Annotated in this window: 18 protein-coding genes; 10 read left to right on the top strand and 8 right to left on the bottom strand. The window is 64.6% G+C overall.

The window, feature by feature from the left end:
• The first annotated feature begins 341 nt into the window (after positions 1-341).
• The 3 genes from Mspo_RS03500 (at position 342) to Mspo_RS03490 (ending at position 3,241) form a co-directional block, all read left to right on the top strand.
• Positions 342-536 (top strand): hypothetical protein, encoded by a 195-nt coding sequence (locus Mspo_RS03500; RefSeq protein WP_244613105.1) that lies wholly within the window; start codon positions 342-344, stop codon positions 534-536.
• Positions 533-1,933, top strand: coding sequence for a restriction endonuclease subunit S (locus tag Mspo_RS03495; RefSeq protein ID WP_159726862.1), 1,401 nt, complete (start codon positions 533-535; stop codon positions 1,931-1,933). The genes Mspo_RS03500 and Mspo_RS03495 overlap by 4 nt, the downstream gene beginning before the upstream one ends.
• Before the next feature lie 168 nt (positions 1,934-2,101).
• Complete coding sequence (locus Mspo_RS03490; RefSeq protein WP_244613103.1) at positions 2,102-3,241, top strand: type I restriction-modification enzyme R subunit C-terminal domain-containing protein; 1,140 nt, start codon at positions 2,102-2,104, stop codon at positions 3,239-3,241.
• 20 nt (positions 3,242-3,261) lie between these two features.
• Here the strand turns inward: Mspo_RS03490 and Mspo_RS19810 are convergent, their stop codons facing one another.
• The 5 genes from Mspo_RS19810 to Mspo_RS03460 form a co-directional block, all read right to left on the bottom strand.
• A complete protein-coding gene (locus Mspo_RS19810) occupies positions 3,262-4,110 on the bottom strand; it encodes a group II intron maturase-specific domain-containing protein (protein WP_244613102.1) in 849 nt (282 codons plus the stop codon).
• A gap of 259 nt (positions 4,111-4,369) precedes the next feature.
• Positions 4,370-4,987, bottom strand: coding sequence for a HupE/UreJ family protein (locus tag Mspo_RS03475; protein ID WP_159726858.1), 618 nt, complete (start codon positions 4,985-4,987; stop codon positions 4,370-4,372).
• A 14-nt stretch (positions 4,988-5,001) separates the two neighbouring features.
• Positions 5,002-5,607: a HupE/UreJ family protein gene (locus Mspo_RS03470; RefSeq protein ID WP_159726857.1), complete on the bottom strand. Its 606-nt coding sequence runs from the start codon at positions 5,605-5,607 to the stop codon at positions 5,002-5,004.
• Positions 5,608-5,620: 13 nt separating this feature from the next.
• The gene (locus Mspo_RS03465) at positions 5,621-6,589 is read right to left on the bottom strand and encodes a HupE/UreJ family protein (RefSeq protein ID WP_244613114.1); all 969 of its coding nucleotides are present in this window, start codon (positions 6,587-6,589) and stop codon (positions 5,621-5,623) included.
• Between the two features lie 8 nt (positions 6,590-6,597).
• Positions 6,598-7,497, bottom strand: coding sequence for a peptidyl-prolyl cis-trans isomerase (locus Mspo_RS03460; RefSeq protein ID WP_244613100.1), 900 nt, complete (start codon positions 7,495-7,497; stop codon positions 6,598-6,600).
• A gap of 220 nt (positions 7,498-7,717) precedes the next feature.
• Here Mspo_RS03460 and Mspo_RS03455 point away from each other — a divergent pair, with 220 nt between their 5' ends.
• The 3 genes from Mspo_RS03455 (at position 7,718) to Mspo_RS03445 (ending at position 11,087) form a co-directional block, all read left to right on the top strand.
• Positions 7,718-9,715 carry a hypothetical protein gene (locus Mspo_RS03455; protein WP_159726853.1) on the top strand — a complete coding sequence of 666 codons (1,998 nt, stop codon included), beginning with the start codon at positions 7,718-7,720 and terminating at the stop codon, positions 9,713-9,715.
• 190 nt (positions 9,716-9,905) lie between these two features.
• Positions 9,906-10,406 carry a hypothetical protein gene (locus Mspo_RS03450; protein ID WP_244613098.1) on the top strand — a complete coding sequence of 167 codons (501 nt, stop codon included), beginning with the start codon at positions 9,906-9,908 and terminating at the stop codon, positions 10,404-10,406.
• A gap of 57 nt (positions 10,407-10,463) precedes the next feature.
• The gene (locus Mspo_RS03445) at positions 10,464-11,087 is read left to right on the top strand and encodes a putative 2OG-Fe(II) oxygenase (RefSeq protein WP_159726851.1); all 624 of its coding nucleotides are present in this window, start codon (positions 10,464-10,466) and stop codon (positions 11,085-11,087) included.
• 16 nt (positions 11,088-11,103) lie between these two features.
• On the opposite strand, the gene Mspo_RS03440 is transcribed toward Mspo_RS03445, so the two are convergent.
• Both Mspo_RS03440 and Mspo_RS03435 read right to left on the bottom strand, forming a co-directional pair.
• A complete protein-coding gene (locus Mspo_RS03440) occupies positions 11,104-13,695 on the bottom strand; it encodes a spermidine synthase (protein ID WP_159726849.1) in 2,592 nt (863 codons plus the stop codon).
• A gap of 61 nt (positions 13,696-13,756) precedes the next feature.
• Positions 13,757-14,227 (bottom strand): hypothetical protein, encoded by a 471-nt coding sequence (locus Mspo_RS03435; protein WP_159726847.1) that lies wholly within the window; start codon positions 14,225-14,227, stop codon positions 13,757-13,759.
• A 199-nt stretch (positions 14,228-14,426) separates the two neighbouring features.
• On the opposite strand from Mspo_RS03435, the gene Mspo_RS03430 reads away from it, so the two are divergent.
• Positions 14,427-14,942 (top strand): DUF2380 domain-containing protein, encoded by a 516-nt coding sequence (locus Mspo_RS03430; RefSeq protein ID WP_159726845.1) that lies wholly within the window; start codon positions 14,427-14,429, stop codon positions 14,940-14,942.
• 32 nt (positions 14,943-14,974) lie between these two features.
• On the opposite strand, the gene Mspo_RS03425 is transcribed toward Mspo_RS03430, so the two are convergent.
• Positions 14,975-16,138, bottom strand: a complete 1,164-nt coding sequence (locus Mspo_RS03425; protein ID WP_244613096.1) for an AraC family transcriptional regulator — start codon at positions 16,136-16,138, stop codon at positions 14,975-14,977.
• A gap of 62 nt (positions 16,139-16,200) precedes the next feature.
• On the opposite strand from Mspo_RS03425, the gene Mspo_RS03420 reads away from it, so the two are divergent.
• From Mspo_RS03420 to Mspo_RS03410, 3 genes are read left to right on the top strand one after another with little or no spacing between them, the layout of a single operon-like run.
• Positions 16,201-16,935, top strand: a complete 735-nt coding sequence (locus tag Mspo_RS03420; protein ID WP_159726843.1) for an SDR family oxidoreductase — start codon at positions 16,201-16,203, stop codon at positions 16,933-16,935.
• A 44-nt stretch (positions 16,936-16,979) separates the two neighbouring features.
• Positions 16,980-23,882 (top strand): SDR family NAD(P)-dependent oxidoreductase, encoded by a 6,903-nt coding sequence (locus tag Mspo_RS03415; RefSeq protein ID WP_159726841.1) that lies wholly within the window; start codon positions 16,980-16,982, stop codon positions 23,880-23,882.
• A 27-nt stretch (positions 23,883-23,909) separates the two neighbouring features.
• Positions 23,910-25,196, top strand: coding sequence for an NAD(P)/FAD-dependent oxidoreductase (locus Mspo_RS03410; protein WP_159726839.1), 1,287 nt, complete (start codon positions 23,910-23,912; stop codon positions 25,194-25,196).
• Positions 25,197-25,242 lie beyond the last annotated feature (46 nt).

The following is a 25,242-nucleotide window of genomic DNA, read 5'->3' as shown; positions in this document are numbered from 1 at the left end:
ATGCGCGTAGATCTCGAAATGACGAGGGCCAGAGGCTTGGAGACAGATTCCGACGAAAGCCCGAAGACCGCGGCGCGAGTCGCGCGTCGATGCGCGCGCCCGCTCGCTCGGCGGAAAGCCCGTCAAGATCGGATGTTGCAAATTTGAATGACCCCGGAGACGAAATGCCACGCAGAACGCTGCGCGAAGTCTCGCAAGAACGAATGCGAACTGGCCCGCCGCGTCGGCTCCGAGTCAGGCAGGTCCGAAAGCAATCCCGTTTCAGCGCCGAGGTTCGGCATAGAACCGCAACACGACGCTCGGACGCAATATGGCGCGCCAGCAAGAGACTGGCCTATCCAATGCGGTTGTCGGCTACGATCCGGCCCAAGGGGGATATTGCGGCGGCGGGCTATGACCTCTCGCTCAATCGCTATCGGGAAGTGGAGCATGAGGAGATCGAGCACGAGAGTCCGGCGGCGATCCTCGCCGATCTGCGGCGGCTCGAGGCGGAGATCGCGGAGGAGATGACGCGGCTCGAGGAGATGGTGGGGTGAGATGGCCGATTGCGAAGCTCAAAGACATAGCCCGCATCGAGCGCGATGGTGTCGACCCCAAAGGTCTGGCGACCGGAACGAAATATGTCGGACTGGAGCACGTAAGCAGCTGTGGTTCCATAAGCGCAATCGAATTGGAAGGCGGGGAAATTGCAAGCACAAAGTTCGCTTTTACGAATGCGGATATATTGTTCGGAAAACTACGCCCTTACTTAAGAAAGATCGCGCGACCGAGTTTCGGTGGAGTTTGCAGCACCGACATCGTTCCGATTCGGGTCGGTTCAAACATAGATAGAGGCTACCTATTCCACTTCCTCCGCACGGACGCGGTCATCGCCAATGCGACATCGCTTGCGACAGGCGCCAATTTGCCGCGGCTCAGTCCCAAAATATTGGAGACTTTTGAGGTTCCTGTCCCGCCCCTCGACGAACAGCGGCGGATCGCGGCGATCCTCGATCAGGCCGACGACCTGCGGCGCAAACGGCGGGAGGCGTTGGGGCGGATAGTCGATTTGTCGCGATCCAACGCTTACGCGTTGTTCGGGGACCCGCTAGTAAACCCAAAGGAATGGCGCTCTGATCTTACTCTTGGTGAGGTTTCAGAAATCGCATCTGGGGTGACGAAGGGCCGCAAGTTGAACGGCGCTGCTGTTCGCTCTGTGCCTTACTTGGCTGTCGCCAATGTGCAAGATGGCGCGATCACTTTAAAAAACGTGAAATACATCGACGCGACCGAGGAGGAAATTCGCCGCCTTCGCCTCAAATCAGACGACCTCTTGCTCACGGAAGGAGGAGACCCCGACAAATTAGGACGTGGTTCGTTATGGAATGAGACATTTCTCGAAGAATGTATCCACCAAAATCATGTGTTTCGCGTCCGAATCGAATCCAAGGAGGTTCTGCCTGCTTTTCTGAATTGGCTTATCGGAAGTGATAGAGGTAAGCGCTATTTCTTGAACGCAGCAAAGCAGACGACGGGAATCGCGTCCATCAACATGACTCAGCTTCGGGCATTTCCGCTTCTTGTCCCGCCGCTCGATGTTCAATACCGCTTCGTCGAACAGAGCGCCGAGTCGACAAGCTCAAAGCCCATCACCGCGCCCATCTCGCGCGGCTCGACGCTCTGTTCGCCTCGCTGCAACATCGCGCCTTCCGCGGCGACCTCCCCGCCCCCAAAGGCGAATCCTCGCCGCGCAACTCCTTCTCCCGCTCGCGGGAGAATGTGGCCTCGCGAAGCGAGGTCGGATGAGGGTCCGCATAGAAAAGGCGAATTTTCAACGCGTTGTAGCCACGAGAACCCTCATCCGACCCGACTTCGTCGGGCCACCTTCTCCCACGAGTGGCACGAGTGGCACGAGTGGGAGAAGGAATGCGCGCCCGATCGGCCCGCGTTATAGATGGCGGGGGCTGGACTTTGGCCTTGCTCTATCGTCGAATTGACCCGCCATGTCCCAATTTTCATTCCTCCAAGCCGAATTTCCCGACATCTTTGCCCACGCCTCCCTCCGAATGTCGCGGACGGCAAGGCGGGCGACTCGCTGGGCAAGCGCCTGTTTGCCGCGCGCGTGGAGCTGATCGGCGAAATCGACCGCTCCCAGCCGGAGACGCCGGCCGGCGACTATACGCAACTGCCGCTGGCGATGCTGCATGTCGGCGAGAGCGGGTCGGACGCCGATCGCGACGCCGCCGTCGCCGAGATCCGCGCATCGCTCGCCGGCGCGCTGCGGTCGGAGGTCGAGGGCATGAGCCTCGACAATTTCCTCGTCCGCCCGCATCGCCGCTCCGTCGAGAGGTTTTCATCGAGCGCCGCCTGGGCGCGGCTCGACGCCGACGCGCGCGCCGAATTGATCGAGCATGTCGCCGGCCTTCCCTCGTCCGTCGGCGACGACGATCTCGCGGCGAAGCAGTTCGATCTCCTTCTGTTCCGAACCGAGCTCGCCCTGTTGCGCGTGGAGCCCTCTTTCGTGGGACTCGCCACGCGCATTCGGGAGATCGCCTCGCTCCTCGAAGCGCTCGCCAATGTGCCGATGGTCTCGGCGGAGATCGCGCTGATCGAAGAGGTCCAGACCGACGCCTTCTGGCAGGATGTCACGCTGCCCATGCTCGAGAGGCCACGGCGGCGATTGTGCGCGCTCGTCAAGCTCATAGAGCGCGAGAAGCGGCCGATCGTCTATTCCGATTTCGAAGATCGCGGCGGCGGCGGCGGCGAGGTGGCGATTCGCGGCCTGCCGGTGGGCACGGATATGGACGCCTTTCGCCGCAAGGCGCGCGTCTTCCTGCGCCCGCACGAGAACCATATCGCCGTTCTCAAGCTCAGACGCGCCGAACCTTTGACCGCGACCGATCTCGCCGAGCTCGAGCGCATCTTCCGGGAGTCCGGAACAGATGACGCCTCCCTCGGGCTCATCCAGTCGAAAGGTGGCCTCGCACGCTTCGTTCGCTCGCTGGTCGGCCTGGACCGCGAGGCGGCGAAAAAGCTCTTCTCGGAATTCGAGGATGGACGGCGACTGACCGCGGACCAGCACGAGTTTCTCAATCTCGTGATCGATCACCTCACCGAGCGCGGCGCGATGGACCCCGCGCTCCTCTACGAGACCCCTTTCACCGACTTCGACACCAAAGGAGTCGAAGGCGTTTTCGAGACGGCCGACGTTCTGCGCCTCGTCGACATTCTCCGACGCGTGGATGAGCGCAGCGCGGCCTGAGCTCCGCTCGACGCCGAATTTCACCCCTCCAAACAAAGGCGCGCTACCGCTCCACCGTACCCGGGACGGCGGAACGCATGCGGATGCGGAGGCGACGGATTTCTGGTCGCGAGACTTCTCTCGACACGATCGGTCGGCTCCTTGCTGAACGGATCGCTGGCGAGAATTCTCGCGGGTTCGTCATCCTCTTCGTCCGGCTCGGCGACCACGGCGGCGACGGCTTTTTTCGGGGCCGCCCTGAGCGCGCCGAGCACATCGACGATCTGATCCGCCGCATCCCCGTTGCGGTCCGACAGCAGGTCCTCGGCGCGCGCCTCCCGCCGATCCAAATCGACCGTTACCCATCCCTCCTCCGCGCCGGAAACCAGCGCTTTCCCGATCGCCGTGCGAGCGACGGAGACCGCGACGCAAGGTCCGCAACGGCGCGACCTCGCCATTCGCGAACGTGAAACTCTGTCGAGTCGCCCAGAGGAATTTTTCACCCCCGGGCGTTCCCAGAATCGTGCATGAACCTCTCGACTCACACGGCTCCCGATGTTCGGCCGTCGCCATGACATAGAGGCCAGTGGGCGAAGAGTTCGGGGGTTCGCCCGACGTAGCCGGTCGAACCAATCTCGCGCCCCCTTGGTCTGATGGCGCATCCGCTTGAACTTACGGCGCGCCCATCGAATGACATAAGCCTCGATCCTCGTCAGGGTCGGACCCAATCGCGTCTCGTAGAAGTGGCTGTAGTAGCTGATCCAGCCGCGAATGCAGGGGTTGTGCTTCTCGGCCAGCTCTTGCAGGGACTTGTCGCTGCGATGATGAAGCGCCCATCGCCGAACGGTCCGGCTGATGTCCGTCAACGCTTTCGGACTGGCGGCGGGCATGAAGCTGTGGGCGGCCCTTCCACCCCATATCACCTTCCGGAGCGCCGGTGTCGACCGCGGTCACGCGTCCGCCGCCAAGCCGGCGCCGCCGGGACTTTGCGCATCGATCCTGAGTTTCGGAAATCCTCATGACTTCCTCGCTCACGAGCGATCGTTTCATTCCTGCGCGCGAATAAAGAGCGCTTCGTGACCGGCGCTCCCGAACCGCCACGCAGCCGGCCCTCGGCCACCGCCCCGCTGGTCACAGAGCCTTCTCCGCTCAGGACGCGAGAGCCAAGCCGCCCATCATGAGGCCGATCGCGGCGATCCAACTGCCGAGCGCGCGAATGGCGATGCGCCGCCAGCCTCGCGAGACTGTCTCCTCTCCCCGAAAAGCGACCGTCGCCGCCGCCACGAGCGCGATTGCGACATATCCGGCGATCGCGATCCCGAGCGCGAACAGCAAGCGATTTGTCTCCGGTCCCATTCCGCCGGCGTTGGACGCGCCGCGCATCGCCGCCGCGCCGAAGGCGATGACGCACAGCAGATTGCGATGGATACGCAATCCGGCGGCCAGCAGCAGTCCGAGCAGCACGAGCATTCCCGAGGCGGCGAGTCCGCCGGCCGGTGCGAAAACCACCTCGGCCCCGACGCTCGATCCCGCCAGGAGGCCGAGGGGGAAGAACAAGAGGATCGGTCTGGCCGCCGAGGGACCGAGCGATCCGGCGAGGAGGGCCAGCGCGAACCAGAGAATAAGGTCCGCGAGATCGGTCAGCGGATGCGCGGCTCCGGCGTAGAAATCGCCGAGCCTCGCGCCGATGATATGAGCATTCGCCGATGTCGCCGAGGCGATCAGCGCGAGCGCGCCGGCGGATGTCGATCTCGGCCAATGTTTCATCGCCGACCCATGTCTCATATCGCGACGCCGAGGCCGGTCGCCAGAAAGTAGCCGCCGAGCAGCGCGATCGCTGCGCCGAGCCCCTGAATCAGGCGTTCGCCGACAGGCCATCGCGACAATGCGCCGAGCGCGACGCCGCATCCGTGAAGAAGGCCGGTCGCGGTGACGAAGCCGGCGCCATAGGCCAGAGGATCGGAGGCGTCGGGAAGCTCCGCGCCATGCGCGTGACCGTGAAAGACCGCGAATAATCCGACGAGAGCCGCCGCGGCGGCGAAGGGCGCGCGCAGGCGCATCGCGACGGCGACGCCGAGCAAGACACCCGACAGAGCGATCATCGCTTCGGGCGCGGGCAAGGGAATGCGCAGCACGCCGAGAACGCCGCCGATCGCCATGACCAATGGAAAGGTGATCGGCAATAGAAAGATCGCCGGCGCGCCGAGCTGCGCGCCCCAGAGCCCGACGGCGACCATGGCGATCAAATGATCCGGCCCGCTCAGCGGATGAAGGACGCCGCTCGCCAAGCCTGCGGCGACGCCGGCCTGCTCATGGGCGATTGCGGGCGAGGCGAGCGCGACGCTCGCGATCGCCGCGAGGAGGAAGGATCGACGGATGAACGACATGATTTCTGCGCCCTCAATCGAGCTCGAGAACCCGGAGCAGCCGGCCGATGAACCAGAACATCGCCACCGAGCCGATCGCATAGGCCGGGACCAGCCCGCCCCATCCGGTGAGAACGGCGCCGAGGCGGCGATGCGCCCAGAGCAGCGAAAGGGTGAGAAGGACGAAAGCGAGCTGACCGATTTCGACGCCGAGATTGAAGAAGGCGAGCGCCGCCGGCAGCAGCCGGCTCTCGATCCCGAGCCCGGCGAGCGCGCTCGCGAAGCCGACGCCATGCACGAGACCGAACGCGCCCGCGACGGCCGAGGGGTAGCGGGCCGTGAGGCCGGCTTCTCCACGCCGCTTCTTCACGATCTCGACGCCGACGAAGACGATGCTGAGCGCGATGCAGGCGTTGAGCGGCCGCTCCGGCACGCCGACAAGTCCGAAGGCCGCGGCGGCCAGCGACGCGCTGTGCCCGATCGTGAAAGCGGTGATCGTCCCGATGAGCCGACGCCCGACGCCGACGATCCAGATCAGTCCGAAGACGAACAGCAGATGATCGGCGCCGAGAAGTATGTGGTCGACGCCGTAATTCAGATAGGTCGCGCCGAGCTCGATCCAGCTCTGCAGCGAAGGCGCTCCCGGCCCGAGAATCGAGACGGTGGGATTGGCGGTCGTGATCGTGTAGCTGCGCGCCTCGCCTTCCATCGGAATGATCTTGATCAACGCCGCCGACATGCGCGAACCGAGATTGCCGATCGTCAGCGCGCCGACGAGGCCCTTTTCGCCGCAGTCGAGCTCGGGCAGGCGGAAGAAGCAATGCGGCGGCATGCGCAGATCGACGCGCGCGGCGCCGATCGTCGGTTCTATGGTCCAACGGGCCACATAGGCGCCATGTCGCACCTCGCGCAGCTCCAGCGCGCCGAGCGACGATTCGTGCGCATGGACCGCGATCGGAGCGAAAAACGCCGAGACGATCGTCCAGGCCGCGAGAATTCGCAATGACGGTCTCACGGCTCGATCCGAACCGTATAGGATGCTTTCAGCCGATTCACGGCCTCCCATGCCCGCGCGCGCGTCTCGTCGGCGCGCCAGAGCCGCAGAACCTCGTCGCGAAAATTTTCGAAGACCGCGGGCTCGCCTGGCCGGCGCGAATCGAGGCGGACGACGTGCCAACCCTCCTTGGATTCGAGCTTCGCCCATGTTCCCTGCGGCAGCTCGAGCAGCGCGTCGCGAAACTTTTCCCCGAATGCGGGGGCGAGACTGTCGATGGGCCGCGCGAGGATCGCGCGCGTCTTGTCGCGGAGCTCTTCCGAGTCGCGCCCGGAGCCGATGTCGTCGAGCCAGCGCCGCGCCTGCGCCTCGGTCGTCGGAGGCGTGAGATAGAAGCCGACGCGCTCCGGCTCGTCGAAGCGCGCGCGATTTTCTTCGAACCACGCTCGCAGCCGCTCGTCGGTCGCTTGGGGCAGACGAATTTGATCGAAGATCAGCAATTGCAGCTTATAGGCGATGCGGTCGCGAATCATGTCGTCGCCGCGGTCGACTCCGAGCGCTTTGCCCTCCCGATAGAGAATCTCGCTCGCGACCCAGCTGTCGATCATCTTCTGCAGTTCGGCGTTTGACGGCGTGCGCGCCTTGTCCTCGTCGAAATTGTCGATAAAGGACTGGCGCAGCGCCTTGCCGACAGTGATCACGCGCTCGTCCTTCGCAGCAGGACGCGACATGGCGTCGGCCGCAAAGACGAGAGCGCCGATCGCCGCGAATTGGACGAGAGGCTCGCGAAGAAATCCCGTCGCCGCACTATCCCTCGATCGCGAAGCGCCGCCGGCCGCGTCGCTCGCAGCGACTTTCGAGCCGTCGTCGTCCCCGGCCATGAGACGCTGCAGAAGAGAGAATGAAAGAGTCTTCACTTTGGGCGCCATGCAATTCTCGTATCGCCATAGCGGCGGCTTTATGCATCGCCGCGTGAGCTTTGTCACCCGCGCGCAAGCAAAAAAACACAGTCGAAACTGAGCAAAAAAGCCATTTCCTGTAAAAAAAGGGTCACACTACTGTCTTCGGCTCTGCTTCATATACCGCCGCCGATACCCCCACGGGGCGGGGGTCGCAGAAGAATCCTGGGGGGCCTTCATGCACCGTTCGAAATCAGCAATTATATTGACAGCCGCGTCGGTTTCGCTCGCTTTCGGCGGCTCGGCGACCGCCACCGGATTCGGCGACAAGGCGTCGAACCCTTATGTCGCCGGCGACATGCACAATCACAACACCTGCACCGACGGCTCGGTCTCCGCGGGCTACGCGATCGACCGCTCGGTCGGCAAGGGAACGGCCGCCGCCGGCGGAACGAATTTCGACCTCGATTGGTTCACGCTCGGCAATCATGGCGGCTCCGGCAATCGCGACTGCCGCTTCAGCGACACGAGCGCCAATCTTCCGGGCGATACGACGACCGCCTGGTCGCAGACGCTCGGCCAGACGATTCAGGGCATCACCATCACGAGCCTCAAAGGCGATCCGAAGGGGACGGGCGCCGCCGCTCAGATGTGGCGCTGGCAATCAATCGGGGAAGTCGAATATCCGATCATCGTCAATCGCTCGGCGCAATATGACAAAGTGCTGGTGGAAGGCCTCGAATGGATCGTCCCCGGCCATGAGCACACGGATGTCGCGGTGATCGCCGGGCAGCATCCGCGCCATGGCGGCAACGCCGACAAGATGGCGGAGTTCGAATTCCGTTTCGATCGCGCCGACACGGACAGCATCGGGCCGGTCGATTCCGGCAATAATCCGCTGTGGCCGGGCAAGGACAATGTCAACAATGCGGGAACCGCCGGCCATGGAAAGGCGCTCGAAGGCGTCAAATGGCTGCAGGCGAATTATCCGTTGCAGTCCTATGCGATCCCGACGCACACCGAGCGCCAGGGGCCGTTCTCGGCGTCGAGCAGCAAGGGCTATAATATCGAGCACTTCCGCGACTTCAACAATGCGGCGCCGACGGTCGCTTTCGGCATCGAATCGCCCGGCCATATGGCCGAAGGCGGATTGACAGGCGGCTCCGGCTCCTATGGCTCCGGCGCGGTCGGCGGCGGCACCTACGGCATGGTCGGCGTCTACAACGCGAAGGTCGGCGGACTCTGGGACGGTTTGCTCGCCGAAGGCCGCAACTTCTTCATGTTCATCAGCTCGGACTGGCATAACCGCGGCGCTTTCGGCGCGCGCGACCGCTACACCACGGCGGATTTCATCCCGGGCGAATATACCAAGCTCTATGTTCCGCGCGGCGAGGGCTTCCACAATCAGTCGATCATCGACGGAATGCGCTCTGGCGACAGCTATTCGGTGAATGGCGATCTCATCGGCCCGGATTTCGTGTTTCGCGCCAGCGCGCATGGCGAGTGGAAGACGATGGGCGAGACGCTCGTCGCGCAGCCGGGCGAGACGATCACGCTGCACGTCGAGATGACCGTGCCGGCGAAGAACAACAGCCCCTTCAGCTTCAACAATCCGCTGCTCGCGCAAATCGGCCAGAGCCAGCCGCTCGACAAGCCGTCGCTCGATCACATCGATCTCATCACCGGCAAGGTCACGGGCGTCGTTTCACCGGATTCGCCCAATTATGCGGTGGCCAACGCCGCGGGCGTCGCCGGCGCCTCGATCGTCTACAATCCCTTCGCGGCGATCGCCAAGCAGGTCAATTGGCAGGCGATGAAGGCCAGGAAGCAGCACGACGGCTCGACCCGCCTGTCTTTCGTCACCAGCTTCACCATGGGTTCCGAGCCCGGCTATATTCGCGCGCGCGGCACCAATATTCCGGTCGCGACGCCCAATGTGACCGACAGCGCCGGCAATCCTCTGCTCGACTCCAATAATGCGGCGGTGAGCTGCACGGACAGCTCATGCCCGGCGCATCTCGAGTCGGTCGGCGGCGTGAAGAAAGTGACCCACGACGTCCAGGCGTGGTCGAATCTCTGGTTCTATGCGAACCCGATCTTCTTCCGCCCAGTCGGCTCGTCGGAGCTTCTCGTCGAAAAAAATGCGAAGCTCGCTCATCGGCTGGCGGAACACGGTCAGAATCACGAACACGAGCACGAGCACGAGCACGAGCACGAGCATCATCACTCCCGCTGAGAAAACGAGCGCGTAGCTCCGTCACCAATCCTAGAGCATGTTCCCGAAAAGCGCGAAGCCGCTTTCGGAAAAGAACATGCGAATTCAAATCGGTCTGGAGCGCATTCGGACCTGATTTGCCCGAATGCGCTCTAGCGCCGGCGGCGATCTTACGCCGCCGGTTTTCCTATTTTTCCGGACCGTCCGTTCCATGCCTCGTCTCGTCCCGATCGTCGTCCTCTCCATCGCCGTCATCGCCATGGTTTTCGCTTTTCGCGCGCAAACAAACGGCGGCCAAGCCGCGACGACGACCGCGTCGAACGCGCCCGAGGCTCCTGCAGCGGCGACCGCGACGGCGCCGGACGCTTCCAACTCCCCCTTGCCGACCACGCAAGACGAGCCGACGCGAGAGGATTGCGTCGCCGCGGTGGACGAGGCTCGGAATTCGGCGAATGCGCTGCCGGCCGAGCATCCGTCACGCTATATCGCCGAACGACATCTGCATCAGTCCATGGTCGAAGCCGGAAATGGCGAGTTCGACGATTGCCTCTATTGGGCGGAGCGCGCGATGCTCGAAGTGCGAGAATTGCGCCATGAGCTGACGCCGGGCGAGAAGATCGAGGTCTTGCAACCGGACGAGACGCCGGCGAAGACCGAGCCCGCCGGCAAGACGACCGACGAGAAAAGCGCGCACGGAAGAACGAGGCGTTGACATTCCGGGAGCGGGCGTCGGCCGCGCATGTGCGCGAGCCGCGAGGAGTGTGACAGCATGGATCAGATCGAGCCGCTCTTTCCTATTCCTCTCATGCGGTGCCCGGGCATTTTGAGCCCGGCGCTGGTCGATGCGGCGCTGGACGCGATCGGCACGGCGCGCATCGAGAAAAATCTCCGCTCGGACCAGCTCTTTCACACGCAAGTCGCCGACCCGCGCGGCGACGAATTGTTCCGGCGCCTGTCCGAGGCCGCGGCTCCCAAGCTCGTCGATTTCGGCATGCTCCTCTTCGGCGAAAAACTCGAATGGACCGTCAAGGAGATGTGGACGAATGTGCTGGAGCCGGGCGGAAGCCAGGCGCTGCATTCGCACGCCAATAGTTTCGCGTCGGGCGTGTTCTATCTGACGCCTTCGCATCCGGGCAGCCGAACCGCTTTCGTGCGGCCTCCCGGCGGTTTCGAGTTCAACTTCCGCCATCATACGCGCTCTGCGGCGATGGGACCGTTCAACGCCGGAAAATATGTGGTTCCCGTGGCGGAGCCTGGCGACTTGATTCTTTTTCCGAGCTATCTCTACCACGAGGTGCCGAAGAACGAGGGCGATGTGAGAGTGACGGTCGCTTTCAACGCTATTCCCGACAGCCTCGATTGTTGGGGCTACCGGATCAAATTCTCGCCATAGAAGCGCGACCGACGCCCTATCTCTGGCCACTCGCTTCGTCTTCGCGCTCCAGCATCTCGCGCGCGAGGCGGCGTTGGGGCGCGGCGGCGTCGATGCGACGCAGCAGATGCGTCCCCTCGTCGCGGTCATCGGCGATCAGCGATCGCGCCATGCCGATCAGCGGCGCATAGGCAGGCTCGAATTCCGGGCTGATCCGTAGCGTCGCGAGCAGTCCCGGCGCCGCGGCGTCGACGAGCGCGCGTCCGCGCGGATCGCCGGGCAGAGCCGCGCCGACTTCGAGAAAATGATTTCGCGCGCGCCAATAGGAGGCGAGGCGCTCGCGCAGTCCGTCGTCTCTTTCCTCGGGCAGAAGCTCGCGCGCATCCGGCGAGATTTCGCGGATGACGGCGAGCAACGACGTCCAAGGCGGCGCCGTCAGCGCGCGCACATTGCGGCGCGCGTCGAAGATCACGAAAGGCTCGTCGTCCGTGTTGCGCGGGCCTTCGCCGGCAAAGGCCGCGAGCGCGCGCGGACCGCCGAGATATTGTCCGAGGAGATCGATCGGCGCGCCGAAGCCCAGCGGCCGCGCGACAGCGGCCATAGCGGAATCGTCCAATCGCGCGGACAGCGCCTCGACATCGAGCGCGCCTTCGTCGCGCTTTCCGACGAGAGCCAGCATCGGCGTGCGCACGCTATAATGATTGAGCCAGGCCGAGGCGTGCGGATAGGCTTCGACAAAGCTGCGAATGATCGCGCGCAGAGACGGCAGGTCGAGCTGATAGAGCGGCAGCCATTGACAGAATAGACCGCCCGGCGCGAGCCTCTCGCGCGTCGCCGCGAAATGCTCGGTGGTGTAGAGAGCGCCGCTTCCGTCCAATGCCGGATGAAACAGATCGGCGACGACGACGTCATATGTGGCGCGATCGGCGACGACATAGCGCCTCGCGTCGGCGACGGCGACTTTCGGCGTGGCGACCCGCTGCGCCTCGTTCGCGAACCAGGGCAGAAGCTCGACGACCTCGGACGAAAGCTCGACGCCCTGCGCTTCGACGCCGGGCGTCATCGCGCCGCCGACGAGCGTCGCGCCCGTGCCGACGCCGAGGAAGAGAGCGCGGCGCGGCGCGGCGTGCAGCAGCAGGGGCAGCATCGCCTGCCGAAAATCGGACCGCGCCGAGCTCGTGCCGCCCATGCGGAAGTGGCCGTTGATCTCCAAATAGCGGACGCCCGCGGCGTCGTCGACGACGCTCGCGGTGACCATCGGCCCATCACGCGTCGCGAGGACGGCGCCGCCTGCCGGCGCGCGTACGAAGGACGGCGAAGGAAGGGCGCAGAGAACGACAGCGAACGCCGCTGGCGCGGCGAAAGGCGCGAGCGAAGCGCGACGCAGCGGCAGCAGCAGCAGATAGCCGAGCGCGACCGGGATGAGGGCGGGCCACACGCCGAATGTCGGAATGAGGATCAGCGACGTGGCGAGCGGCGCGAGCGCCGCTCCGAGACTGTTGACGCCGACCGCCCAGCCGATCGAGCCGCGCGCGTCTTGCACGCGCTGAGTCAAATGGCCGAACAGCGCTCCCATGGCGACTGACGGAGCGATGAACAGAGCGAGCGCGACCGCGAGCTCGCCGATCACGCCGACATTCTCCGAGCCTCCCGCTGCGCCGACGATGACAGGCGAAAGGGCCGCAGTCGACAGGCAGGCGAGCGCCGCGGCCGCCGGGAGCCAACCGAGACCAGACTCGCCGGCCCTCCGTCCGAATGTCTGCCAGAGCAGACCGCCCGCGGCAGAGCCGAGGAGATAGGCCGAGAGCAGACCGGCGAATGTGAAGACCGTATCCTGCAACGCCTGGGCGGCGAGCCGCACGATGAGAGTCTCGAAGGCGACGCCGACGAATCCCGTCGCGAAGAGAGCGGCGGCGAGACCGATCGGCGTCGCGCGCGGCGGCGGCGGCTTCGCCGCCGATGAGCGGTCCGCCGCCATCCGATGCGCCGCCAGCGCGCTCAGCGCGCATATAGCGTTGATCGCGGCGAGGAAGAGAAGCGTTTTCGATAGGCCTAACCACGGCATCAGAAGAAAGGCCGAAGCGAGCGCGCCGATGACCGCGCCGGCGGTGTTGGCGCCATACACCCCGGCGCAGAAACGTGACTCGCCCGTGACGGCGCCGGTCATGCGCGCCAATGCGCTCAGCGTTCCGCCCATGGCCGCCGTCGCGGGGAGGAGGAGCAGCGCGGGCAGAACGAAGCCGACGCCCCAGAGCGACGCCGGCGACGGTTCGACGCCGAGCATGGCGGGCGCGACGCGCGCGGCGGCGGGAAGCATCCAGACGCTCGCGACGCCCCAGAGCCCGATAGCCGCCTCCAACAACGCATAGGCCAGGAAGGGCGAGCGCGCCGATCGTATGAGCGGATCGAGAACGAAGGCGCCGAGCGCGAGGCCCGCGAAAAACCCCGTGATCACGCCGAGCACGGCCATTATTTCCGTGCCGAGCGCGAGGCTCAGCATGCGGGTCCAGACGATCTCGTAGCCGAGCCCCGCGAAACCCGACGCCGACACGATGGAAACGATCGCCGTCCGTCGAACATTCGACGCTTCGATCCAGCCTTTGCGCGCCGAATCGACATTTCTTCGCATCTTTCCATTCACTCGAATTTGTGTAAGCTCGCCCTATCCCGACGAAGAGACGGTTTCATGACTACTCGCGGCGGCTCCGATGCGCCTCGGCGCGCATGCGCCGCCATCCATAATTCCCGAGGCGGCGCCAAGTCGACTGAATGCGGGTGAATTCAGACAGCCATCCAGAAAGGTTGCGCCTCTCATAATGCAGGAAATAGTCCTGCATGTCGTGAATGAGCAGCACGGCGCGGGCGAGCTCCTCGAGCTCGATCCTCTCGAGTTCCGCCGCGCGCTGCTGCGTCCCGAGGCTCTCCAGTCGATGCTCGCTCCAAGGCCAAGGGCGCAGCGCCTGCGGCCCCTCGACGAGCGGCAGAATCTGGACGCCCTGCCCTGCTCGACGTCGAAAATCGCCGCGAGCTGCGGATGGCGGCGCAGCAGCGCCTCGCGCGCGTCGCGCAGCCGGCCGGGCGCCGGCGAAGAGCCCGGGCCTCCGCCATCTGGCGCGCGAAGGCGACCGCCCAGAGACGTGACTGTCTCTCGCCTCCGGCAAATCCTGGGCGGCTCGGTTCAGGCGGCTTGCTTGGCGCGAAATGGCAAGTCGTTCGTCTGGCGAGCGCTCGAACGGCGCAATACGATGCATAGAGCGCCAGAAGCACAGCTGAAGAGCAGATACGAAAGTCGCCGGCGAGGCCGGCGCGCTCCAGCCGGCCTTCCAAAGGCGAGGCCTCGCTCGTAGAGGGAGAATACATATGCTGCGTGCACTGAAGCCATTCGTCGCCGCGATGGCGTTCGCCTTCGCGACGATCGCGCCCGCCTTCGGTCAAACCGCGGCGACGACGATCGCCGTTCTCGATTTCGACTTCGTGGACACCTCCGGCGAGCTGCAGGATCAACGGGCGCAGCACGACGCGCGGCTGAGGGCGTTCGGCGACGCGCTGCGTCGGAGCCTCGGCTCGGCCGCGGCTCTCGAGGTGGTGGCGCTCGATTGCGGGCCCTCGCCTTGCTCGGCCCGCAGCATGACTCCGGAGGCGCTGTTCGAGACGGCGAAAAAAGCCGGCGCGCGGCTCGTCCTCTACGGCGGCGTGCACAAGGTGAGCACGCTCGTCCAATGGGTGCAAGCGCAAGTCGTGGATGTGGAAAAAAATCTTCTCGTCGATGATCGACACGTCACGTTTCGCGGCGACGCCGACGAATCCTGGCGGCGCTGCGAAAAATATCTAGCGCGACAAATCGTCGAGCGATTCAGCGGAGAGCAGTCGAAATGACTGCCGCTTTCCGCGAGGTTTCGAAACCGCCGTCACGTGGAATTGTCGCTCGTTTCGCTGCACATGTTTCGGCTCGAGGTCCGGCTGCTGTCGTGCAGCCGAAAGCCGCATTGCGATCGCGCCGGATCTGGGTCTTTTCTCGCGCGTCTCCATGTGCTCGGCGGCACCCCGACCCAGTTCTGGAAGGCGCGACTGAAATGGGCGGGGTCGGAATAACCGAGCTCGAACGCCATCTGATTGATGGACAGATCGGACCCGGCGAGCATTTCTTTCGCTTTTCCTAAAAGCACACGCTGTTGAATTTCCGCGAAGGTCACGCGTTCTTCCGTCAGTCGCCGTTGAAGAGATCGGCGCGACATCCCCAGGCGTCCCGAAACCCGCGCGATCGACGGTCTCTCCGCATGCATGCCGAGGAGCAGCAGATGCTCCACGCAGGCTGCGAAGTCTCCGTAAATCGGCATTGGGCGCGCGTCCGGATCTTCGATCAATCGGTAGGGCGTGGGGTTGACGGTCTTCAGACAGTCGGCTGGCAGGATCAATCCGGCGGTCGGGCCGCCGAAGGCGACCTCGCAGTCTAACGCGGCCTCGATCTCGCTGCGAGCCGGCAAGGTGGCGCCAGTGACGATCGCCCGCTCCGGCCTCCAGCCCGGCCCCATGAAATAGCGAACCACATCGAGGAGGTAACCGAGTGCGAGAACCTCGTTGATCTGCCGCCCGATGTCGATCGACTCGGTAATCTGATATCCATATAGCGCCGATCCGCGGTCGACTTTCGCCAGTCCTGTCCATGTCGCCGTTTGCAGCAATCGCGGGGTCTCCGCTTCTGCGCAGGCGATGGCTTCCCCGAGCGTCGCGGCGGCGCAGACTCTGCGGCCGAGCGGACCGAGCCCGAGCGCGCCGATATTGCTCGACAATTTGGCCGGCAACGCCGGATCGCCGATTTCCTCCACCGCAAACGCCAAGAGGCGAACTTGATCGCGCAGGAGGAGGAGCTTGTCCGGCTCCTGCAACAAGTCGATCGGCAGCTCGGCCTTCGCGAAAACTCGAGTGGTCGAGCCGCCGGACTGCTCGATAGCCTCTGCGATCGCGCCCAACGACCGGGCTTTGGTCAAACCAATTTGAGCCATGCAATTCCTCAGTGTCGCGCGATTCTCTCCAAGTGGCGCGAAATGGCAAGAGGTTTCGCTGGCGAGCATTTCATTGTCGTCGTAGCGTCCGTCGCATTGCAGAAGCACAGTCTCGAAGGCGTCATTTTAATATGAGAATCGCGAACAATGTCGTTCTCGTGACTGGCGCGAATCGCGGCCTCGGTCGAGCGCTCGTGCGTTGTCTGTTGGAGAAGGGCGCGCGCCGGATCTACGCGTCGGCGCGAAGCGACGGCCCGAATGCGGACGACAGCGGCGGAGCCGTGATACCGTGCCGTCTCGACGTCGCGCATACGGCGAATGTCGCCGCCGCGGCGCGTTTCGCGCATGATGTGAACATCGTCATCAACAACGCGGGCTCCATGACTCGCGGCGGCCTGCTCGACGCGGCCGACGCCGCCCTGAGACGCGACATGGACGTCAACTTCTTCGGCTGCCTGAGCGTCGTGCGCGCCTTCGCTGGAGTGATCGAGCGCAACGGCGGCGGCGCATTCGTCAATATTCTCTCGGTCTCCGCTCTGGCGAGCTCTCCAGACGCCGGGGCGTATAGCGCGTCCAAGGCCGCCGCCCATTCGATGACGCAGACGATACGCGCGGAGCTCGCGCCGAGAGGCATCGGAGTTTTCGGTGTCTATCCCGGCCCCGTGGACACCGACATGGCGAACGGCGTCGCCGTCCGAAAGGCCGATCCGATGGACGTCGCTCGAACGGTCGTCGAATGCGTCGAGCGCGGCGAAGAGGACATTTGGCCCGACGAATTGGCCAAGCAAGTCGCCGCCATCTGGCGGCGCAATCCGAAGATCCTCGAAAGACAGTTCGCCAGCCTCGCCGAGAGGAGCGTCGGATAAAAACGGCCGACGAAAGTTCTTGTGTACGAGATCTGAGGTCACGGATGTCGAGCGCGGGTCGGGATCGAGTAGCAGATGTCGAAAGACATTCAGTCGTCGAGTGGGTCATAGACTCGATCTGCGACATCACGGGATTGAGCGCGGCCGAAATCCGTGAAACATCACGAATAGAAGAGCTCGGCCTCGAGTCTCTCGCAATCGTATCGTTCAGCGCGCGTCTGGAGCGGTCGATTCCAGAACTGCGTCGCTCGTTCATCTTCGATTGCCGAACGATCGGCGAGATCGTCGACTATCTTCTGAGCCGGCATCCTTCGGAGGCCGCCTCGCTCGTCTCGAACGGCGGATCGACGGAACGGTTCGCGCCGGAGAGCGACGATCGGGGAGCGCCTCACACCATCCTCCAGCGTTCCTCCTCGATCATCGTCGACGCGCTCGATGGCGACGACGACTGGCCGGATATCGAACTGCCCCCTCCCGCCGCGAGACTCCCCGTCGACTTCGCCGCCCGCCCGAGAGACGCGAGCGCGCCGCACGCAGATGTCCGCTGTTCGACCGACGGCGTGGTCGCGGTCGTCGGCATGCACGGACGTTTCCCCGGCGCGTCGAATCTGGACGCGTTCTGGGCCAACTTGCTCGCGGGCGTCGACTTCGTCTCGGAAATTCCCGCCGACCGTTGGCGTCTCGACGGTTTCTATGAAAAGGGAGCGGACTCTCGAAAATCGGGGAGGAGTTACGCGAAATGGGGCTCCTTCCTGACCGACGTCGACGCTTTCGACACCCAATTCTTCGGCATCCCGCCGAGGGAGGCGCGGCTGATGGACCCGCAAGAGCGGGTGTTTCTCGAATGCGCATATCATGCGATGGAGAACGCCGCGCTCGTCGGCGAACGCCGGAACAGCCTGAAACATGACAATGGCGGTCTCGACGTCGGCGTCTTCGTCGGCCTAACAACCAACACCTACCAGCTGAAGGGACCCGCGCATTGGCGCTCGGGCGGGGTGGACGTTCCGACGTCGATGCCGTGGTCCAGCGCGAATAGAGTGTCCTATTTCCTCGATCTGTCTGGGCCGAGCGTCGCCGTCGACACGGCCTGCTCGTCGTCGCTGGTCGCCCTGCATCTCGCCGTCGAGAGCGTGGCCTCCGGCGAATGCGCCGCGGCGATCGCCGGCGGGGTCAATCTCTATCTCCACCCGGCCAAATATGTTCACTTGTGCCAATATCAGATGTTGTCGCCGACCGGACGCACCAGCGCTTTCGGGGCGGAGGCGGACGGCTTCGTCCCTGGCGAGGGCGTCGGCGCCGTCGTCTTGCGGCGCCTCGACGACGCCCTGCGCGAGAACGACCGCATTCTCGGCGTGATCCGCAGCAGCGCGACGAATCACAGCGGGAGGACGAACGGCTACACCGTGCCGGGGTCGCGCTCGCAAGCGCAGCTGATCCGCAAAGCCTTGGCCAAGGCGTCGCTGCAGCCGGACGCGATCGGCGCCATCGAGGCGCATGGAACCGGCACGAAGCTCGGCGATCCGATCGAATTCGCCGGGCTGGTCGAGGCTCTCGGCGGCGAGTCCGGCGCCCGATGCGCGGTCAGCTCGCTCAAAGCGAACATCGGCCACCTGGAAGCGGCGGCGGGCATGGCCAGCGTCCTCAAGGTGCTGCTGCAGCTCGAGAACGACAGGCTCGCGCCCTCGATCCATTCGCGAGCGCTCAATCCCGACCTTCATCTCGACGGCTCGCGTTTCTTCGTGCCGCAGCAGCCCGTCTCGTGGCCGATCGCATCCGACGGACGGCGGCGGGCGGGAATCAGCTCTTTCGGAGCCGGCGGGGCAGGCGCTCACGTCATCGTCGAGGAGCCGCCACAGCAAAGCAGAATCGCGCAGGCTACAGGACCGCTCGTCTTCCCGATCTCGGCGCAATCCATCGAGCAGCTTCGCCTCGTCGCCCGACGGTTGCGCGACTGGATCGAAGCGTCCGACGAGTCGATCGACCGGCGACGTCTGCAACGAATCGCCTACACGTTGCAATGCGGGCGGGCGGCGCTGAGATATCGTTTCGCGATCGTCGCGGACAGGGTCGACGATCTCGTCGCCCGACTGGCGGACTTCGTCGACGAGCCGACGAGTCGAGCCGTCGATTCTGCTCGGGGCGCCGCGGAAGCAGGCGCGGAGACGGCGGCGTCTCGCGCGGGCGCAGACCCGGATGCGCTGGCCGCCCGCTGGGCGAAGGGAGACGCTCTCCAGTGGAGGGGCCTCTGGAGCCATCCGCTCCGACCGGACGACATTCCACTCTACCCCTTCTTGCGTGAACGCCACGCCCTCCCCGATCTCGAGTCGAAATGCGCCGACGAAGAGGCGGGGCCCAAGCGCACAGGCGAGCCGTTGGCGGTCATCGAGCTCGGCGGCGCCGAATATTTTCTCCGTGAGCACCGCATCGGCGGACGCGAAACGCTGTCCGGCACAGCTCTGCTCGGTCTCTGCGTGAAAGCTTTGGACGCGACATCGCGCGAGAGCGGCGGCGCGGAGCTGCAGGGTTTGGACCTGCGGGACATCGCCTGGCTCTCGCCCTATCAATGGGGAGCGGATTCGCCTCGCGCTCTATCCGTCACGGCGACGACGGACGACGACGTCATTGCGCTCGAAGTGTTCTCCGCGGCGCGCTCGGCGCCGCATTGCATCGCCCGAGCGAAAAGAGGACGACGCCACGCTCCGCCGGTCGCGGACACGCTCGCCGCAATCAAAGCGCGATGCGAGCGGCCGGCGACGGCTCGAGAGCTCTACGGCATTCTGCCCGGCCTCGGCATCGAGTTCGGCGAGAGCTTCCGTTGCGTTTCCCGCGCTTGGCGCGGCGCAGGTGAAGCGCTCGTGGAGGCCCTTTTGCCGGACAGCGCCGATGGCGACGATAGCGGCTCGCCGTTCCACGCCGGTTTGTTGGACGGAGTCTTCCAGAGCGCTTTCTTCGCACTGGATCTGGCGCCGCGAGGCGCGATGGTTCCTGTCCGCGCGCGGTCGATCCGATTCTACGGCGCGCTCGGATCGAGGCTTTTCGTACATGTGGCGCGTGTCTCGGCAGGCGACGAGCAGAGTTTCGATTACCGAGTCTTTTCGCCAGAAAGTCGACTGCTGTGCGAGATCGAGGCGCTCGCATTCCGGCAGCTTTCGGCGACGACGCGTCCTGCCGGCTCGGATCGGACGAATGCGAGGACGAATGTTTTTCGTCCAATCTGGACCGATGAACCGGTCGAGCGCGTCCTCGGCCGGCGGCCCGAGAACATCTTGCTGCTCGAGGGAAGCGAAGAGCTGGCCCGGGCCATCGGATCGGGGCATGGAGGCGCGAGACTCCGCCGAGTCGTGAACGGCACGTCGTTCGAGATCCGGTCCGACGGCGACGTCCACCTCGATTTGGAGCGGGCCGACCATTTGGATCATCTCTGGCGACTGTATCGAGCGGAAGGAGCGCTGCCCGACGCGGTCGTCTTGGCTCTGTCGGACGTCGATGATGTCCATGCGCCGGCGGACGCGTCCTGGCGGAGAGAATCCGGCCTGGCGCCGATCTTTCGCGCTATTCCCTCGATAAGGACCTTGGCGCAGGCGTGCGTCGCGGCTCGGCGTGTCAGACTCCTGTTTGCGTGCCGTTGCGAAAGAGCCGCAGCCGCCGTCGCGGCAATGATGCGATCCGTATGCCTCGAATTTCCGAACCTCGCCTGCACGGTCGTTCACGCGAGTGCAGACGCGTCGACGACCGACATCGGCGTTGCGGCGGCGCGCGAGCTCCAAAGCGAACCGTCGCAGAATGTTCGCGTGGCGCGCCTCGCCGGAAAAAGCGTCCAATCGCTCGGCTATGCGCCCGCCGAAGAGTTTTCGCGCGACGTTCCGTCGACTCCCGACGTCACGGCCGGCGACGTCGTGCTCGTGGTCGGCGGCATGGGCGCCATAGGAGCGCGCCTCGCGAAGGCTTTGGCGCGGCCCGGAGTTCGCGTGGCCTTGCTCGGTCGGTCGCACGAATCTCTCGATGTCGAGAAAGCGCTCGACCGGTTGCGGGCGCAAGACGCGTCTTGCGGTTACTGGCGATGCGACTGCGCCGATCGAGAGGCGCTCGCCGAAACGCTCGACAGCGTGCGAGAAAGCTTCGGTCCGATCACGGGCGTGCTCCACTGCGCCGGCGTGTTGCATGACGCGCTCTTCGCCCGCCAGAGCCAAGCCCTTTGGGACGATGTCGTGAAGCCGAAGGTCGCGGGAGCGATTCATCTCGACGCGCTGACGCGGGATGACCCGTTGCGCTGGTTCGTCGTCAGCTCGGCTCTCGCCGGCGTCTGCGGGAACGTCGGTCAGAGCCTCTACGGGCTCGCCAACGGATGGCTGGACGCTTTCGCCGCCGAGCGGCGGAGACTCGCGTCCTCCGGCGCGGCGCCTGGCCGCACCGTTTCGATCGCCTGGCCGCTGTGGGACACTCCGGACGGAATGCAAGCGCCCGAGCGCTTCGTCGCTCGACTGCGCAAAGAAGGCCTCTCGCTTCTCGAGCCCGCCGACGGCGTGCGCCTGTTCGAGGCGGCGACTCGAACCGAACATGCGACTCTCGTTCCCGTCGCAGGCGAGCCGGAGCGGGCGGCCGCTCTATTCGAGGCGGGCGTCGTCGCTGCGGCCGCGACAGCGGAGCGATCACCCGACTCTTCGTCCGCTCTCCTGCCTTATTTGGTCGAGCTGCTCGCGAGCGTCACGGGAACCGAGCCGGCGCGGATCGATGCGGACACGCCGCTTCGAAATTTCGGTCTCGACTCTCTCCTCGTGGTCGAGATGAGCGAAAAGCTCAGGGAGCGATTCCCGAGTGTCCCCGTGACGGCTCTGTTCGAAGCGCAAAGCTTGCGGGCGTTGGCGCAGCTTTTGATGTCGGAGGCGTCGGCAGACGTCGCAGTCCTCGACGCCGCGCATTTCCAGGAGCAAGTCGAGACAGGGCCAGGCGAGCCGCAAAATTCGCAATCCGCAACATTCGCCATCCCAGCGTCTTTCGCGCCAGAGGCCACGTCGACGCAAGCGATCGCTATCGTCGGACTCGCCGGTCGTTATCCGCAATCCAAGAACCTCGCTCAGTTTTGGGATCATCTCCGCTCCGGAGCCGATCTGATCGTCGAACGGCCGGCGCGCACGCGCAGCGACGACGAGGCAGGAGACGTCTACGCCCGCTGGGGCAGCTTCATCGACGACGTCGAATGTTTCGACCCGCTGTTTTTCGGCATTTCGCCGCGTGACGCGGAACGCATGGACCCGCAGGAGCGCATCTTTCTGCAAACGTCCTGGCATGCGGTGGAAGACGCCGGATACACGCCGGAAACGCTGTCGGACAAGGACGGCGACAGCGCTCCGCGACGCGTCGCCGTCATCGCCGGCGTCATGTATGGCGAATACCAGTTCTATGGCGCCGCGGGCGGAGCGGCGCTTTCCAACTCCTCCTACGCCTCGATCGCGAACCGGGTTTCATATTGCCTCGATTTCGACGGCCCCTCCTTCGCCGTCGACAGCATGTGCTCGTCGTCGCTGACCGCCATCCATCTGGCCTGCGACATGCTCCGCGGCGGCGGTTGCGACGTCGCGCTCGCCGGCGGCGTGAATCTATCGCTGCATTCCTACAAGTTCCGCATGCTCTCGGAGCTCAAATTCGCCTCGAGCGACGGTCGCTGCCGCAGCTTCGGCGAGGGCGGCGACGGCTATGTGCCCGGCGAGGGTTGCGGCGTCGTCGTCCTGAAGCGGCTCGCCGACGCCGTGGAGGCGGGCGATTACATCTATGCGGTGATCCGTGGCGGCGATATCGGTCACGGCGCGCGGACGTCCGGCTACACCGTGCCGAATCCCGACGCTCAGGCCGATGTGGTGCGGCGCGCCTACGAACGAAGCGGCGTCGATCCGTCGCGCCTGTCCTATGTGGAGGCGCACGGCACAGGCACGAGCCTCGGAGATCCGATCGAGATTCGCGGACTGACGAAAGCGATCGGATCGAAATTCGCCGAGGGCGAGGTCTGCGCGATCGGCTCTCTGAAGTCGAACATAGGTCACCTCGAGGCGGCCGCCGGCGTCGCGGCGCTCACCAAAGTGCTCCTGCAGCTCGAGCGCCGGCAGATCGCGCCCTCGATCCACAGCGAGACGCTCAACCCTTTCATCGAATTCGCCCGCACGCCGTTTCGGGTGCAGCGCGAGCTCGCCGAATGGACGACGGAAAAGACGCCGCGTCTCGCCGCGATCAGCGCTTTCGGCGCGGGCGGCTCCAACGCCCATCTCATCATAGAGGAATGGGTCGAGGATTCGCCGGCGTCGTCCCTCGCAGGCCATGCTTGCCTGTGCTTCTCCGCGCCCAGCGACGCCCAGCTCGAGCATACGGCGCGAGCTTTCCTGGAGCACATCGAGCGGGAGCTCGACAGCGCATTTCCCCTCGCGGGGCTCGGCCGTCGAGCGCGCTCGCTCCACGACGTCGCCGCGACGCTGCGATACGGAAGGCGCCGCTTCGAACGCCGACTCGCGATCGTCGCGGCCGATTTCGCCGACCTTCGGCGCAAGCTCGCGATCTTCCTCGACGCGAGCCCGACGAGCGCGTCCGACAAGAGCGCGCTCGCGCGCGAGGCCGTCTTCGTCGGCGGGAGCGAGCCACGGCTGTCCGAAACGCATGACGAATTGACCCGGCAGGCGATCATGTGGGTGACCGATAGACGCGCCGTCGCGGCCGATCGCCCGCCGCGCCGCTGGCGCCGCACGCCCTTGCCCGGCCACGTGTTCCAACGCCGGCGCTTCTGGCTCGGCAATCAACCTCAGTCGGCGGAAGTCTCCTCGGACGACATCGTCTCGTTCGGCCCCGCGCCGGCTCGAGCGGAGCCTGCGTCCATCAGTCCAGCCAAGATCCTCGCCAAGGTGCGCACGGGCGACCTCACCGTGGACGCCGCCAGGGCGATGCTCCTGGCGACTCGCTGACATCACAATCGAACCGAGGAACGAGACATGCGGATTGGGGTCATCGGCGCCGGCGCGAGTGGGATCGGCGTGGCGAAGGCGCTGCGAAAGGACGGACTCGATTTCGACGTCCTCGAAGCCACGCGCGAAATCGGCGGCAACTGGCAGCCGAACGGCTCCGCATCCAAGATGTACAAATCCGCGCATTTGATCAGCTCGAAGAAGAACACGCAATTTTCCGACTTTCCGATGCCGGATCATTTTCCGCACTACCCGCACAATTCCCTGATGTTCGACTATCTGAACAATGTCGTCGACGCGGCGGATGTTCGCAGATCGATCCGCTTCGAGACGAGTGTCTTATCGGCTCGCCCGGAGCGCGCGGGCTGGCGCCTTTCGCTCAGCGACAACAGCAGCGCCTTCTACGATGCGCTGGTCGTCTGCGCCGGCCTGCTGAGAAAGCCGATCGTTCCGGCCTATCCGGGACGCTTCGACGGCGAGACGCTGCACGCGGCTCAGTATCGCTCGAGCGCGACGCTCGACGGCAAACGCGTCCTCATCGTCGGCGGGGGCAATTCCGGGTGCGATATCGCGGTCGACGCGGCTCATGTCGCGGCGAAAACCTTCCATTCGACGCGACGGGGCTATCACTACATGCCCAAGTTCATCGCGGGGAAGCCGACTCAAGAGTGGCTGATGGATATTGCTCCTCAATTCTCGAATTCAACCGAATATTGGGCGCATGTATCCGAGGTCTTCCGCGTGGCCGGGTTCGACGGCAGAGATTACGGTTTGCCGGAGCCGGACCATAGTATCGAGGCCGCCCATCCGATACTGAACTCTCAGATCCTCTATCACATCGGACATGGATCGATCACGCCGGTCGCCGATGTCGCGCGTCTGGACGGACGCCACGTCGAATTCGTGAACGGCCGTCGAGAGCAGATAGACGCCATCGTCTGGGCGACGGGCTACGACACAGACGCGCCTTTCTTGTCCAGCGATCTATTCGATGCGAAGGCCGATCTGAGCTCGGCTTTTTTGAAGGTTCTATCGCGACGTCACGACAATCTGATCTACGTCGGATATTTGAATACCCCGTCGGGGATCGGAAATCTCGGCAATATCATCGGACGCTTCACCGCGTCGTATCTGATCGCGCGCACTGAAAACAATGCTGGATGGAACCGATTGAAACAACTCGTCGCGCAGAACGTCAAAGTGGATATCGGCCAGGACAGATTCATGAACACTCAGCGCCATTCTTACGAGGTCGATTTGTGGAAGTTCATCAAAACGATGAACTTCTTATCGTCCGAGCTCAGGAGACAATGATATCGAGCCGTCTTCCGACCTGACGAATTGCGAGAAAGGCGCATTT

This window comes from Methylosinus sp. Ce-a6 (assembly GCF_009811655.1).
Classification (GTDB): Bacteria; Pseudomonadota; Alphaproteobacteria; order Rhizobiales; family Beijerinckiaceae; genus Methylosinus.
This window is presented reverse-complemented; position numbering and strand designations above follow the sequence as displayed.

Coding starts and splice junctions, on each gene's coding strand:
- Mspo_RS03430 (WP_159726845.1), top strand. CDS start 14,427: ATGCTGCGTGCACTGAAGCCATTCGTCGCCGCGATGGCGTTCGCCTTC.
- Mspo_RS03470 (WP_159726857.1), bottom strand. CDS start 5,607: ATGTCGTTCATCCGTCGATCCTTCCTCCTCGCGGCGATCGCGAGCGTC.
- Mspo_RS03500 (WP_244613105.1), top strand. CDS start 342: ATGCGGTTGTCGGCTACGATCCGGCCCAAGGGGGATATTGCGGCGGCG.
- Mspo_RS03410 (WP_159726839.1), top strand. CDS start 23,910: ATGCGGATTGGGGTCATCGGCGCCGGCGCGAGTGGGATCGGCGTGGCG.
- Mspo_RS03440 (WP_159726849.1), bottom strand. CDS start 13,695: ATGCGAAGAAATGTCGATTCGGCGCGCAAAGGCTGGATCGAAGCGTCG.
- Mspo_RS03475 (WP_159726858.1), bottom strand. CDS start 4,987: ATGAAACATTGGCCGAGATCGACATCCGCCGGCGCGCTCGCGCTGATC.
- Mspo_RS19810 (WP_244613102.1), bottom strand. CDS start 4,110: ATGCCCGCCGCCAGTCCGAAAGCGTTGACGGACATCAGCCGGACCGTT.
- Mspo_RS03455 (WP_159726853.1), top strand. CDS start 7,718: ATGCACCGTTCGAAATCAGCAATTATATTGACAGCCGCGTCGGTTTCG.
- Mspo_RS03415 (WP_159726841.1), top strand. CDS start 16,980: ATGTCGAGCGCGGGTCGGGATCGAGTAGCAGATGTCGAAAGACATTCA.
- Mspo_RS03445 (WP_159726851.1), top strand. CDS start 10,464: ATGGATCAGATCGAGCCGCTCTTTCCTATTCCTCTCATGCGGTGCCCG.
- Mspo_RS03425 (WP_244613096.1), bottom strand. CDS start 16,138: ATGCTCGCCAGCGAAACCTCTTGCCATTTCGCGCCACTTGGAGAGAAT.
- Mspo_RS03450 (WP_244613098.1), top strand. CDS start 9,906: ATGCCTCGTCTCGTCCCGATCGTCGTCCTCTCCATCGCCGTCATCGCC.
- Mspo_RS03420 (WP_159726843.1), top strand. CDS start 16,201: ATGAGAATCGCGAACAATGTCGTTCTCGTGACTGGCGCGAATCGCGGC.